The sequence below is a fragment of the Natronomonas sp. EA1 genome (assembly GCF_051195035.1).
In the GTDB taxonomy this organism is placed as follows: Archaea; Halobacteriota; Halobacteria; order Halobacteriales; family Haloarculaceae; genus JBNTJV01.
On the sequence record NZ_JBNTJV010000003.1, the window covers coordinates 532948 to 545715 of the forward strand.

Sequence of the window (12768 nt, forward strand, 5' to 3'; positions counted from 1 at the left end):
CCGATTCCTATCCCCGCAGCGCCTCGACGGGGTCGAGCGTGGCGGCCTTGTAGGCGGGGTACAGTCCGCTGACGAGCGCGACGACGACGCCGAAGCCGAACGCGAGCAGGAGGTAGCCGGCGTTCGAGGGGTCCGTCACCACCGAGAGCTCGATGGGGGTGAAGTACCAGAGGCCGGCGGCGGCGGCCATCGAGAGGACGACCCCGGCGAGCCCGCCGAACACCCCCAGCAGGGCCGCCTCGACGACGAGCGTCCGGAGCACGTCGTTCTTCTGGACTCCCACCGCGCGGAGGACACCGATCTCCCCGCGGCGCTCGCGGGTACTCATCAGCATCACGTTGAAGATGGAGACGCCGGCGACGAGCAGCGAGACGGCGGCGAGACCGACGAGAAACGAGTTGAGAAGTGCGAAGAACTCGTTGATGCGGTCGATAACCGACCCCAACTCGAAGACGCTCACGCGGTCCGTGCGGGCGTTCAGGCGGTCGCGGACGCCCGCGGCGATGGCGGTGGCGTCCGCACGGGAGTCGGCCTGCACGACGACCTGCGAGGGGGTCTGGTCGGCGAACTCCTCGGGCGGCAGGACGACGGCGTTGTCCGGGGTGACGGGCGAGATGTCCTGTGCCTCGGCCATGACCGCGACGACCCGGTAGCGGTTCCCCTCCACCTCGATGAGCGAGCCCACCGTCAGTCCGAGACTGTCCGCCACCTCGGGGCCGACGACCGCCCCCTGTCTGAGCCGTTCGGGGATGGTCCCGTTACGGACGTCGAACAGCACGTCCGGGCGGTCGGTTCCGTACAACTGGGCGAACGTGGACCCGCTCGCCCCCTCGATGACGGCCCCGCCGGTGATGACCGGGACGGCGGTTCCGCGCCCCTCCGCGATTCGGCGGATCTCGATGACGTCGCGCTGGGAGAGCGCCTCCACGCCAGCATCGGCGTTCGGGCTCACGATCACCTGGTTGCCGATACCGCCGAACGACTGGGTGGCCGAGAGCTGGAGGACGTTCCCGAAGATGCCGAGCGTGGCGATGGCGAGCACGCCGATGACGATGCCGAGCGCGGCGAGCGCCGAGCGCAGCCGGTTGCGCGCGAGGTTCCGCCGGGCCATCGCGACCGCGGGAAAGCGGGTCATCGCAGCTCCCCGTCGACGATCTCGACGACCCGGTCGGCGTACTCCGTGACGAGTTCGTCGTGGGTGACACAGACGAGCGCCACCCCCTGGTCTCTGATCCGGGCGAACTCCTCTAAGACATCGGTCCCCGTCTCCCGGTCGAGGTTCCCGGTCGGCTCGTCGGCGAGCACCACCGCGGGTTCGTTGATGAGCGCGCGGGCGATGGCGACGCGCTGTTTCTGCCCGCCGGAGAGTTCGTCGGGCGTGTGGTCGAGCCGGTCGCCGAGCCCCACCCGATCGAGGAGGGATTCGGCGCGGGCCGTGGCGTCGCGGTCACGGTCGTACACCGTCGGGAGGAGGACGTTCTCCAGCGCGGTCAGCGAGTCGATGAGGTAGAACTGCTGGAAGACGAAGCCGATGGAGTGCTTCCGGGCGCGGGTGCGTTCGGTCTCCGAGAGCGTCGTGACGTCCCGGCCCTCCAGCAGCACGGTGCCCGCGGTCGGGGAGTCGAGCAGGCCGAGGATGTGGAGCATCGTGGATTTTCCCGAGCCGGACGGGCCGATGATGGAGACGAACTCCCCGGGCTCGATGGCGACGTCGACTCCCTTCAGCGCCCGAACGCGTTCGCTCCCCGTCTCGTAGGTCTTCTCGACGCCCCGGAGCTCCAGCGGGGTCATCGCCGGGAGACGAACGCCGCCGCGCCGGCGACCACGAGAACGAAGACGCCACCACCCACCGCGAGCCCAAGCCCGAGCGGGCCACGCGACTGCTGCGGTTCCTCGACTTCGTAGGGCACCGTGATGGTCTCCGTTCTCACCTCACCGCCCACGCGGTAGGTCACTTCGATGGGGACCTCGGTGGCGTTCGCGTCCGCGCGCGCCGTGAGTTCGAAGGGGGCGAACGCCGACCCCTCGACGGTGCCGACGAAGTAGTCGCGTGAGGGGTAGGCAGGGGTGACGTGGTCGGTCTCGCCGACCGCGACGACGACCCCCGTCACCTCACCGTCGCCGACGTTGCCCGCGTTCCCGGTGATACGAACGATATCACCGTCGCGTTCCAGGTCGATACCCGTCAAGCGGAGGTCGCCGGCGGGCGGGCGGTACGGGTAGCTCCCCACCGTCTCGAACGACTCGCCGCCGGTCTCGTACGCGAGCCGTGCGGTGACGTTCGTCGGCGTCCGGACCGTCGAGAGGTCGATTTCGACCGTGACGGACTCACCGGGGGCGATGGCCGGGACGGCCACCCGGGGGAGCGGCCGGTCGGCGACGGGAGTGAGGACGCCGTCGGTGACGCGGGCGTTCCCGAAGTTCGTCACCTCGACGGCGAGCCGGTCGGGCGTCGACGCCCCCTCGTCGTCCTGCTGCTGGAGCTGGCCCCCGCCCGCGCCGAGGAGGCCGCCGAGTTGGCCCGCCGCGGCGGTCGTCGGGTCGTCGTCGGGCGAGACGGGGCGGACCGCGAGCTCCACGTCCGCGCGGAGCGGCTCCACCTCGACGGGAGTGGTGCTCGTGGTCCGGGCCGCCGCGCCGGTGTCGGTGAGATACGACACGGAGGTCTCGAGGGTCGCCGACCCCGTGCTCGCGGGCGTGAGCGTCACGTTCACGGTCACGCTGGCACCCCCGGCGATCGTGGGGATGGGGCGGGTGTCACGGGCGTCGCCCACGGCGAACGAGACCTGAACGTTCCGGACGGCCTCCGCGTTCGGGTTCGAGACGGTCACGGGGATGCGCGTTTCGGCGCCCGCGACGAGCGTCGGGCGCTCGAAGTCGAGCTGGGGTGGCGCGCGCTCGACGACGACGGTGAGCGGGCGCTGGACCCGGACCTCCTCGCCGTCCGAATCGCGGCCGACGGCGACGACGGTGAGCTCGTGCGTGCCGGCCCGGTCGAACGTCGTGGACAGGTCGAGGGTGAGCGACCCGCCCGGGGAGAGCGCGCCGGGGCGGGTGGCCGTCGCGAGGACGCGCTCACCGGAGAGTCGGCTCTCGTCGCGGAGGTCGACGCGGGTGAGGTTCACGGCGGAGGGGGAGCCCGCGGCGTCACTGACCGTGACCGAGACGGTCGTGGGTTCGCCGACGGCCGGTGTCGACGGCGTGACCGTCGCGTCGTCGATGGTGAGTCTCGCGTCGGGGATGGCCATCGCCGACGGGACGACGAGCAGGAGGGCGAGGAGGACGGGGAGGAGGCGCATTCGCTACCGGACAGAGGTTCGGAAGCCAGAAATAGGTTCGTACAGCGGGTATCCGCGGGGTCGAGGCGTCGAGGCGTCGAAGGATCGAGGCGTCGAAGGATCGAGGCGTCGAAGGGTTACTCCGCCGCGGCGACGGAGAGGTACTCGTCGAGCAGGTCCTCGCGCTCGCGGAGCTCCTCGACGGTCCCCTCCCAGGCGTTCGAGCCCTTCTCGATGATGTAGGCGCGCTCACCCAGATCGAGCGCGAACTCGACGTTCTGCTCGGTGAGCAGCACCGTCACGTCCTCTTTGACGACCTCGCTCAGGACCTCCTTCAGGTCACTGACGATGACGGGCGCGAGCCCCTCCGTCGGCTCGTCGAGCAGCAGCACGTCGGGGTCCTGTACGAGCGCGCGGGCCACGGAGAGCATCTGTTGCTCACCACCGGAGAGGTTCCGGCCCTTGTTCTGCCGGAGCTCGTCGAGCTTGGGGAACACGTCGTACATGTCGCTGATGGGGCGCGGTGAGGAGCAGGCGTCGTAGGCCACCTGCAGGTTCTCGTGGACCGTCAGCGTCGGGAACACCCGGCGCTCCTCGGGGACGAGCTTGATGCCCGCGTTCGAGATGCCGTCGACGGACTCGTCGATGATCTCGTCGCCGCGGTAGGTGATGCTCCCCTCGCGGCGCGGGATGGTGCCCGTGATGGTCCGGAGGGTGGTCGTCTTCCCCGCCCCGTTGCGCCCGAGGAGGGTGACGACCTCGTTCTGTTCGACCACCATATCGAGGTCGAACAGGACGTGGCTATTACCGTAAAAAGCGTTCACGTCTTTCAGTTCGAGGACGCTCACTGGAGAACACCCCCGTCGGCCATGGCCTCCTCATCGTCGGCGTCGGCCCCGAGGTACGCCTCACGGACGCGCTCGTCGGCCATCACCTCGTCGGGCGTGCCGTCCGCGATGAGCGTCCCGTTGTCGAGCACGAGGATGCGGTCGGAGATGCCGAGCACGACCTCCATGTCGTGTTCGGTGAGGACGAAGGTCGTCTCCGTCTCCTCGTCGAGTCGTTCGACGAGCTTCACCATCCGTTTCGTCTCCGTGGCGTTCATCCCGGCGGTCGGCTCGTCGAGCAGGACGACGGTCGGGTCCGTCCCGAGCGCGAGCGCGATCTCGACCTTGCGCTTGTCACCGTGCGAAAGATTCGCACACTTCTCGTGGGCCACCTCCTCGAGGCTCGTGAGCTCGATGATCTCCTGGACCTCCTCGGTGAGTTCCTCGTCGGCGCGCGCGACCGACCGGAGGTCGAAGGTGCGGTTGTTCTTGCTGATGCGGGCGATTCGGAGGTTGTCCATCACGGTCAGGCCGTCGAACACGTTGTTGATCTGGAACGCCCGCGAGAGGCCGATGCGGTTGATCTCGTACGGCTCCTTCCCGGTCACCTCGACGAGGTCCCCGCCCTCGCGGGGCTGGAGGTGGACCGTCCCCTTCGTCGGCTCGAGCTGGCCGGCGAGCAGGGTGTAGAAGGTGGTCTTGCCCGCCCCGTTGGGGCCGATGATACTGGTAATCTCCTCGTCGTCGATACTGACGCTCACGTCGTTGACGGCGACGAGCCGCCCGAAGCGCCGTTCGAGGTTCTTGGTTTCGAGGACCTTCGTCATGCTTCAGCACCTCCGAAGAGGCCGGTCGGTTTCCAGACGAGCACGAGGATCATGGCGATGAACGGGAACAGCTGCCCGGCGCCGGAGACGACGAGGCTGCCGAGGGCGGTGAGCAGGCCGATGAGCATCGCGCCGACGAAGGCGCCGGCGAAGGAGCCGAGGCCGCCGATGACGACGACGACGAAGGCGCTGATGATGACCTGGTCACCGAGCGAGGGGGTGACGGACTGCAGGGGGGCCGCGAGCGCGCCGCCGAAGCCCGCGAGCGCCGCGCCGACGAAGAAGACGCCGGTGTACAGCAGGGGGACGTTGATGCCGAGCAGGCTCGCCATCTCCCGGTCGCTGGAGGTCGCGCGGGTGACGCGCCCGATGTTGGTCTGGCGGAGCACGAGGAACAGCGCGCCCATCACGACGATGGACATCAGGATGACGAACGCCCGGTAGGTCGGGATGGCGAGCGAGGGGGTAAAGCGGATGGTCCCCTCCAGCACGGCCGGGGCGTTGATAACCCGCGACTGCGAGCCGAACGTGAACCGCGTCAGATCCGTGAGGATGAGCACGAACGCGAACGTCAACAGCAGTTGGTCGAGCTCTTCACGCCCGTACATCCGCCGGATGAACACGCCCTCGATGAAGATCCCGAGTACCCCGACGACGATGATGGCCGCCAGGATACCGGGGACGAACCCCAGCGCCGGGATATTGATGACGCCGAACAGGGTGAGTCCCTCCACGAACGCCACGGACATGTACGCCCCGATCATGTACATGACGCCGTGTGTGAAGTTGAGCACCTCCAGCACACCGAAGATCAGGCTGAGCCCCACTGCCACGAGGAACAACCGGCTTCCGATGCTGATGCCGGTGATGATTTGGTCGAAGATGAGACCAGATGATACCATACCACAACCCTTTGTGGATAGGTCATTAATGTTTCTGCTAATTGCTGTAATGTTTCTGTTAGTTCAGGCGCGGAACGCCCCCGCCGAAACCAACTGACGGGAGGGGGCGGGCCGGTTTCGGCAAATAATGTAACGAGGTCGGTAGCTTTCGTGCCATTGGTGTGCGATTTCACCCCATGGTTATATATTGGGTTTGTGCATAGGGATGATAGACCATGGTAGAAAAGGTCAATTCGGACCCGGGTTCATCCGGCTCCAGTAAGTCGAGTACGGTCGGCAGACGGTCATTCCTCGCTGCGGCGGGCGCAGGGGCGACCGCTGCCCTCGCCGGCTGTTCCAGTCTCGGGGGAGGCGGTGGCGGCGGCCCGATCAAGATCGGAGGCGTCTATCTCCTCTCCGGTATCGCCGAGGCGCTCGGCGCGGCCTCCCGCGCGGCCGCGGAGGTCGCCGTCGACACCGTGAACGAGGAGGGCGGCATCAACGGCCGCCAGGTCGAGATCATGTTCCGCGACCACGGCTCCAACCCGCAGCAGCAGATCCGCTCGCTGGTGCAGGAGGAGAACGTAGACGCCATGATCGGCCTCACGTCGTCGGGCGTGACGCTGAACTCCGGCCCGACCATCGAACAGCTCGGCGTCCCCTTCACGCTCACCGACATCGGGACCCCGTACATCACGGAACACAACGTAGAGAAGTACGGCGACTACTACGAGGACTCCGACGGTCGCGCCGCCGGCATCCCGAACCTGTTCCGCACGAACGCGAACACGACCATCAACACCTACGCGATGGCGAAGTGGGCGATGGACAACCTCGATGTCCAGCGGGTCGCGAACATCGGCCCGGACTACGCCTACGGCCAGCAGACCTGGGAGTACTTCAAGGCGTTCTCGGACGGCCTCGGTGCGGGCTACGACTACGTCGAGTCGGTGTTCCCGAGCCTGGGTGCGTCGGACATGACCCCGCAGATCAACCAGGTGCTCAACGCCGAACCGGACCTCGTGTTCACGAGCTTCTGGGCGGGTGACGCCGTCACCTTCGCCCAGCAGGCCGCCGAGCAAGGGCTGTACGACCAGGTGGAGGACGTGTTCGACACCCTCGGCGCGGACCCGACGGTGTTCAAGGCGCTCGGGAGCACGATGCCCGAGGGCGTCCACTACTCCGGCTGGTACTGGCACTCCGCGTTCGACAACCCGCAGAACGACCGGTTCCTCGAAGCCTACCGGAACAAATACCAGGGGACGGACACCATCAACATCCCCTCCTTCACGGGCGGGAGTTCGTGGTCCGCCATCTTCGTCTACAAGAAGGCGATGGAAGCCGCGGGCAGCACCAACCCGGACGATGTCATCTCCGAGATGGAGGGCATCTCCTACAACGGCCCGCGCGGCCAGTGGACCATCGACGCCGACAGCCATCAGGCGTCGGCCCCGACCGTCATCGGCGAGACGAGCATGGACGACGACGTGCCGTACGACGGTGTCGGGCTCACCAACACCGAGACGTACCGTCTCGGGCGGAGCAAGGCGCTCGATCTGCTGGAAGGCTCCGGTCTCCCGCCGGGCGTCTGAGATGACCGAGGTACCCCACCACTCATGAGTTACGTAGACGGATTCCGAAAACAGCTGGCCGAGGGACAGAACACGAGCCTCCTCATCGGCGCGGGGCTGGTGCTGCTGCTCGCAGCGCCGCTGTTCCTCGGTGGCTTCCAGACCACGCTGCTGACGGAGACGCTCATCTTCGCCATCTTCGCGACCGCCTTCAACCTCCTGTACGGCTACACCGGCCTGCTGTCGTTCGGACACGCGATGTTCGTCGCGGCGTCGGGCTACACCGTCGCCAAGGTGATACAGGTGGTCGCGCCCGCGCTCGGCTTCCCCGAGCTGTTCGGTGGGGCATCCGTGCTGGCGACGTTCGTGCTGGCCGTCATCCTGGGTGTCGTCATCGCGACCCTGCTGGCCGTCGGGGTCGGCTACCTCTCCGTGCAGCTGACGGAGATCTACTTCGCGATGATCACCCTGTCGTTCTCGATGGCGATCTACGCCGTCGTGAACCAGGACACCATCGGGACCCTGCTCCAGCAGGCGGGCTACGGCAACGGCGTGTTCACCAACGGCTCGGACGGGATCACGTTCATCCTCGGCGACGTGAACCTCTTCGGGTTCGAGTTCGCGCTCGTGAACATCCGTGACCCCGCGGCGTTCTACGTCATCACGGTGTTCGTGTTCGCGGTCTCGATGTACCTGCTCTACCGCATCGTCGAATCCCCGTTCGGGATGGCCTGCCGCGCGATCCGGGAGAACCCCGGCCGCGCCGAAGCGCTCGGCATCAACGTCACCAAACACAGCTGGGCGACGTTCATCATCTCGGGGGCGTTCTCCGGGCTGGCCGGCGCGCTGCTCATCCCGCTGTTGACGGGGGTTCGCCCCGACTACGCCTACTGGACGTTCTCCGCCGAACCGGTCATCATGACCGTCATCGGCGGCCCGTACGCGTTCCTCGGGCCGCTCGTCGGCGCGTTCAGCTACGAGTACCTCCGGTGGTTCATCAGCCAGTTCCCCCTGTTAGAGGAGTACTGGCAGTTCACCTTCGGAGTCCTGCTGCTCATCGTGGTGCTGTTCTTCGAGAACGGCGTCTACGGCGGCATGCGGTGGGTCCGCGAACGGGTCCGCGAACGGCGGAGCTAACCCTCCGATACCCCTTTTTCGACGTGGCCCCACCTTCCTCCGTGAGTCGTACCACCCTCGCGCTCGTCGGCCTCGTCGTGCTCCTCGTCCTGGCCGGCTGTAACGCGCCGGCCACGGAGACGGAGCGGACGCTGACGCCCGCGCCGGTGCCCGAGACGGCCTCCCCCACCCCAACGCGGGCGCTCGCACCGGGCGTGGACTCCGCCGGGGTGTTCGACTCCCCCGCGCTCGCCAGCGCCCACGCCCGCGTCCTCGGCGAGGCATCCTACACCGTCAACCAGACCGTCTTCCAGCAGTACCCGAACGGGACGGTCGACGCGCGCTACGTCACCGTCGCGCGGTTCGCGGCCGACCACACCGTCTTCCGGTCGACGCTCCGGCAGGCCGACCGCCGTGACGGACGGCTCGTCACCCGCCGGGTCGAGCGCTACGGCGACGGCAGCCGCGTCTACGAGGCCGTCACCGCCGAAAACGAGACGACGTACGGGGTCGTTCGCGGCCCCGACGGGGAGCCGCGCTCGCCGGTGAACGTCTTCCCCGCGAACCTGACGAACCGCCGGCCCATCGAGCGGCTGTTCACCCTCGTCGAGACGGAGACGGTCGAGACACGAGCCCGGAACGGGACCCGGTTCGTGCGGGTCGCCACTACCGAACCACAGCGGCTCCCACCCCTGCGGAACGTGACGCTGACGGCCACGGTACGCGAGGATGGGGTCGTCACCGCCTACCGGGTGACCTACGACGTGGACCGCGGCGAGGGACGCATCGACGTGCTGGTCGCGCTGGAGTACACCGCCATCGGGGAGACCACCCCCGAGGCGCCCCCGTGGCTCGACCGGGCGCGTGACTAACCCTCCCGCTCGCGGAGGTCCTTCCGTCTGATCTTCCCGGTCGTCGTCTGCGGCAGTTCCTCCAGAAAAGCGATCTCGCGAGGGTACTCGTGTTTCGCCAGCCGGTCTTTCACGAGCTGTTGGATCTCCTCGCGGAGCGCGTCGTCGCCCTCGACACCGGAGACGGGCTGGACGAACGCCTTGATGATCTCACCCCTCGTGTCGTGGGGGACGCCGACCACGCCGACCTGCTCCACCGAGGGGTGTTCGAGGATGGCGCTCTCCACCTCGGCGGGGCCGACACGGTAGCCCGACGTGATGATGACGTCGTCGTCGCGCGATTTGAACCAGAAGTAGCCCTCTTCGTCGTGGGAACCGAGGTCGCCGGTGAGATGCCAGTGGCCCCCGTCGGGGTCGTCGACGGTGACGCTCGCGGTTTTCTCGGGCTGGTTCCAGTACTCCTCGAAGACGACGGGGTCGCCTTCGCGCTTGATGGCGATGTGGCCCACCTCACCCGGGGGGAGGCGCTCGCCGGTGTCGGGGTCGATGATGGCCACGTCGTGACCGGGGGCGGGTTTACCCATGCTGCCGACCTGCGCCGGGAACCACTGCCGGCAGTTGGTGACGATGATGTTCGCCTCCGTCTGGCCGTACAGTTCGTTGATAGCGAGGCCGTCCATCTCCTCGTCGGCCCACGCCATGATCTCGGGGGTGAGCGACTCCCCGCCCGAGCAGACGGCCTCGAGCGCGAGTTCCTCCTCGTAGTCGACGTTCATCATCATCCGGATGGCGGTGGGCGGGAGGAAGGCGTTCGTCACGTCGTACGCGTCGAGGATCTCGTACGCTTCCCGGGGGTCGAACTTTCCCATCGGGTAGGCGACGACGGGCTGACCGTAGTGCCACGCGGGCCACAGCAGGTCGCCGAGCGCCCCGATCCACGCCCAGTCCGCGGGCGTCCAGAACACCCCCTCCGTGTCGAGTTCGAAGTACATCGAGAACGCCGGCAGATGACCGAGCCACACGTCGTGGGTGTGGAGCACCCCCTTCGCGGGACCGGTCGACCCGCTGGTGTAGATGATGATGGCGTCCGTGTCGGGCGTGGTGTCCGCGATGTCGATGTCGGGCGTGGTGTCGTAGAGCGCGTCGAAGCGGGTGTCGCCGCCGTCGCCGTCCACCTCGATGTGCCAGTCGAGGTCCGGGCAGTCGGTGACGGCCTCAGAGACGGCATCGGTAACACTCTCGTCGGCGACGACGGCCGTCGCCCCACTGTCGTCGAGCCGGTACTGGAGCCCGTCGGGGCCGAAGAGCACGGAGAGGGGAAGCGAGATGGCCCCGAGCTTCCAGCAGGCGAGATGCGTGAGCGGGTTCGCCACCTTCTGTGGGACGACGACACCTACCCGGTCGCCCCGGCCGATCCCCCGCTCGGCGAACGCGGTGGCGACCCGATCGGAGAGCTCGTCCAGCTCCCCGAAAGTGTAGGTCTCCGTGGAGCCGTCGGGCTGTCGCTGGTAGAGCGCGTCGGCGTCCGGGTCGTGTTTCCGGAGGAAATCGTACGCGAGATTGTAGTCGTGGGGGATCTCCCACTCGAACTCCGCGCGGGCCGTCTCGTAGTCGGGGTAGTCGAGGTCGATATGCCACGCCATGGGTGGCGGTACCACGTCCCGAGAGACGAAAGCGTTCTGGTGTCTAGAGGTCGAGCTCCGCGCTCTCGGTGTCCGCCTCCTCCTCCGTGAGTTCGGCGTCCTCCTCGTCCTCGACGACTTCGAGGCCGCGGGCGTTGACGGCGTGGGGGTCGAGCCCAACCTCCTGAAGGAACTGCTTGTAGAGCCGTTCGCAGGTCTCACCGGCCTTCTGCCGGGCGCTCGCGTGGTCACACAGCTCCGCGAGGTCGTGGTCCTCGGGGCCCTCGTTCTGGTAGATGATCCAGTGGTTCACGAGGTCCGAAAGCCGGCGGATGGGCGAGGTGAAGTGGCCGTAGATCTCGAAGTTCAGCGCGTGGTGGCCGCCGAACGGGTCGGACATGTACTTCGCCCGGGGCATCACCTTCATCACGGCCCACTGGATCTTGTTGAGCTGTCGCCCGGGGGCCTGCTCTAAGGTGGCGTTGACCGCCTTCCGGGGGTCGTCCCACGCGTCGCCCGGAATCGAGACGCCGTCGAGTTCCTGAATCTCCCGCAGCGCCTTGTCCCACTCCTGGGGGGTGGGTTGCGGGTGGACCCGGAACATCGCTTCGAGGCCGCGGACCCACTGGAGCTCGTGCGTGACGGCCTTGTTCGCCTTCAGCATGCACTCCTCGATGATGGTGTGCGCGCGGTCACGGGCGGGGTTCAGGACGAGCGAGCCGTCCTCCTTCCGCTGTTCGTGGAGCTTGTCCGCGAGCTCGTGGACGAGCGTGAGTTCGTCGTGGAGCTCGGCCGTCTCGTCGTCCAGCCGCTTCTCCGCCTGCTTGTAGGTGAGCCGCTCGTCGGAGTGGATGACGGATTTGTAGATGTCGATCTCCTCGTACGAGAGCGTCTCGGGGTCGATTTTCATCTCCACGGTGTGGGCCAGCCGGTCCTCGTTGGGGACGAGCGAGCAGACCGTTTCGGCGAGGACGGGCGGGAGCATGTGGATGGTGTAGGCGGGGAGATAGACGGTGTTCCCGCGTTTGACGGCCTCTTCCCACATCTCGCTGCCCGGGTGGACGTAGTGGGTCACGTCGGCGATGTGGACCCAGAGGTGATAGCGGCCGTCGTCCAGTCGCTCGATGGAGATGGCGTCGTCGAAGTCCTGCGCGTCGACGGGGTCGATGGTGCAGGTCGTCAGGTCACGGCAGTCGACCCGGTCGCCGCTTTCGAGTTCCTCTTCGATGTCGGCCTCGGGGTCCTGCGTCGCGTTCTTCGCCTCGATGAGCACGTCGTCGGGGAACGTGTCGCGGATCTCGAACTCCTCGAACAGCTCCGTGCGTTTGTTGTCGAGGTGGCGGGCCAGCTCCTCGTCGATCTGGACGGGGCCCTGGCCTTCCGCGGTCCCGGCGTAGGCCTGGTCGTCGGTCATGGCTTCCGGTTTGTGGGGGAGGGGGTTAGGGTTGTCGGGCGGGAGAGGCGAGCGTAGCGAGTCTCTCCGAACGGCGAACGGCGACCGTAGGGAGCCGTGAGGCGGGAGGGTCGAACGTGGTGAGACCCTCCGGATGGCGAGCGGTGACCGTAGGGAACCGCGAGCGGCGCGGGGCGCCCGGAGTCCTCGTGAGCGGCAGCGAACGAGGGCATGCCGGAGCACGCTCCGGCAGAGGGCGTCCCGCGGAACGGCGAGCGGGGAGAGCGAGGGTCGAGCGAAGTGAGACCCTCGAAGGCGAACGGACGAAGTCCGTGAGCCCGTGACCCGCGAGCGGCGGGACCCGAGCATCGCGAGGGTCCCGGAACGGCGAGCGGGGAGTGG

At 67.6% G+C, this 12768-nt stretch carries 11 protein-coding genes; 3 read left to right on the top strand and 8 right to left on the bottom strand.

What is annotated here, in order from left to right; translation table 11 throughout:
* Nucleotides 1–7: 7 nt before the first annotated feature.
* The 6 genes from ACQUQR_RS12405 to ACQUQR_RS12430 all read right to left on the bottom strand — a co-directional run bounded on the left by ACQUQR_RS12405 (nucleotide 8) and on the right by ACQUQR_RS12430 (nucleotide 5834).
* Nucleotides 8–1135, bottom strand: a complete 1128-nt coding sequence (locus ACQUQR_RS12405) for an ABC transporter permease (protein ID WP_435196797.1) — start codon at nucleotides 1133–1135, stop codon at nucleotides 8–10.
* Complete coding sequence (locus ACQUQR_RS12410; protein ID WP_435196798.1) at nucleotides 1132–1791, bottom strand: ABC transporter ATP-binding protein; 660 nt, start codon at nucleotides 1789–1791, stop codon at nucleotides 1132–1134. The genes ACQUQR_RS12405 and ACQUQR_RS12410 overlap by 4 nt, the downstream gene beginning before the upstream one ends.
* Complete coding sequence (locus ACQUQR_RS12415; protein WP_435196799.1) at nucleotides 1788–3299, bottom strand: CARDB domain-containing protein; 1512 nt, start codon at nucleotides 3297–3299, stop codon at nucleotides 1788–1790. Before ACQUQR_RS12415 ends, ACQUQR_RS12410 begins: the two co-directional genes overlap by 4 nt.
* A gap of 116 nt (nucleotides 3300–3415) precedes the next feature.
* A complete protein-coding gene (locus tag ACQUQR_RS12420; RefSeq protein WP_435196801.1) occupies nucleotides 3416–4126 on the bottom strand; it encodes an ABC transporter ATP-binding protein in 711 nt (236 codons plus the stop codon).
* The gene (locus ACQUQR_RS12425; protein ID WP_435196802.1) at nucleotides 4123–4932 is read right to left on the bottom strand and encodes an ABC transporter ATP-binding protein; all 810 of its coding nucleotides are present in this window, start codon (nucleotides 4930–4932) and stop codon (nucleotides 4123–4125) included. The genes ACQUQR_RS12420 and ACQUQR_RS12425 overlap by 4 nt, the downstream gene beginning before the upstream one ends.
* Nucleotides 4929–5834 carry a branched-chain amino acid ABC transporter permease gene (locus ACQUQR_RS12430; protein WP_435196803.1) on the bottom strand — a complete coding sequence of 302 codons (906 nt, stop codon included), beginning with the start codon at nucleotides 5832–5834 and terminating at the stop codon, nucleotides 4929–4931. Before ACQUQR_RS12430 ends, ACQUQR_RS12425 begins: the two co-directional genes overlap by 4 nt.
* A gap of 215 nt (nucleotides 5835–6049) precedes the next feature.
* On the opposite strand from ACQUQR_RS12430, the gene ACQUQR_RS12435 reads away from it, so the two are divergent.
* The 3 genes from ACQUQR_RS12435 to ACQUQR_RS12445 are packed head-to-tail and all read left to right on the top strand — an operon-like array spanning nucleotide 6050 to nucleotide 9372.
* Nucleotides 6050–7405 carry an ABC transporter substrate-binding protein gene (locus ACQUQR_RS12435; RefSeq protein ID WP_435196804.1) on the top strand — a complete coding sequence of 452 codons (1356 nt, stop codon included), beginning with the start codon at nucleotides 6050–6052 and terminating at the stop codon, nucleotides 7403–7405.
* A gap of 24 nt (nucleotides 7406–7429) precedes the next feature.
* The gene (locus ACQUQR_RS12440) at nucleotides 7430–8521 is read left to right on the top strand and encodes a branched-chain amino acid ABC transporter permease (protein WP_435196806.1); all 1092 of its coding nucleotides are present in this window, start codon (nucleotides 7430–7432) and stop codon (nucleotides 8519–8521) included.
* 41 nt (nucleotides 8522–8562) lie between these two features.
* On the top strand, nucleotides 8563–9372 hold the full coding sequence (locus ACQUQR_RS12445; protein ID WP_435196807.1) for a DUF7537 family lipoprotein: 810 nt from the start codon (nucleotides 8563–8565) through the stop codon (nucleotides 9370–9372).
* Here ACQUQR_RS12445 and ACQUQR_RS12450 read toward each other — a convergent pair.
* Complete coding sequence (locus ACQUQR_RS12450) at nucleotides 9369–10994, bottom strand: AMP-binding protein (protein WP_435196808.1); 1626 nt, start codon at nucleotides 10992–10994, stop codon at nucleotides 9369–9371. The two genes, ACQUQR_RS12445 and ACQUQR_RS12450, sit on opposite strands and share 4 nt — an antisense overlap.
* 43 nt (nucleotides 10995–11037) lie before the next feature.
* On the bottom strand, nucleotides 11038–12387 hold the full coding sequence (locus tag ACQUQR_RS12455) for an RNB domain-containing ribonuclease (RefSeq protein WP_435196809.1): 1350 nt from the start codon (nucleotides 12385–12387) through the stop codon (nucleotides 11038–11040).
* Nucleotides 12388–12768 lie beyond the last annotated feature (381 nt).

Coding starts and splice junctions, on each gene's coding strand:
- ACQUQR_RS12405 (WP_435196797.1), bottom strand. CDS start 1,135: ATGACCCGCTTTCCCGCGGTCGCGATGGCCCGGCGGAACCTCGCGCGC.
- ACQUQR_RS12410 (WP_435196798.1), bottom strand. CDS start 1,791: ATGACCCCGCTGGAGCTCCGGGGCGTCGAGAAGACCTACGAGACGGGG.
- ACQUQR_RS12415 (WP_435196799.1), bottom strand. CDS start 3,299: ATGCGCCTCCTCCCCGTCCTCCTCGCCCTCCTGCTCGTCGTCCCGTCG.
- ACQUQR_RS12425 (WP_435196802.1), bottom strand. CDS start 4,932: ATGACGAAGGTCCTCGAAACCAAGAACCTCGAACGGCGCTTCGGGCGG.
- ACQUQR_RS12430 (WP_435196803.1), bottom strand. CDS start 5,834: ATGGTATCATCTGGTCTCATCTTCGACCAAATCATCACCGGCATCAGC.
- ACQUQR_RS12435 (WP_435196804.1), top strand. CDS start 6,050: ATGGTAGAAAAGGTCAATTCGGACCCGGGTTCATCCGGCTCCAGTAAG.
- ACQUQR_RS12440 (WP_435196806.1), top strand. CDS start 7,430: ATGAGTTACGTAGACGGATTCCGAAAACAGCTGGCCGAGGGACAGAAC.
- ACQUQR_RS12450 (WP_435196808.1), bottom strand. CDS start 10,994: ATGGCGTGGCATATCGACCTCGACTACCCCGACTACGAGACGGCCCGC.
- ACQUQR_RS12455 (WP_435196809.1), bottom strand. CDS start 12,387: ATGACCGACGACCAGGCCTACGCCGGGACCGCGGAAGGCCAGGGCCCC.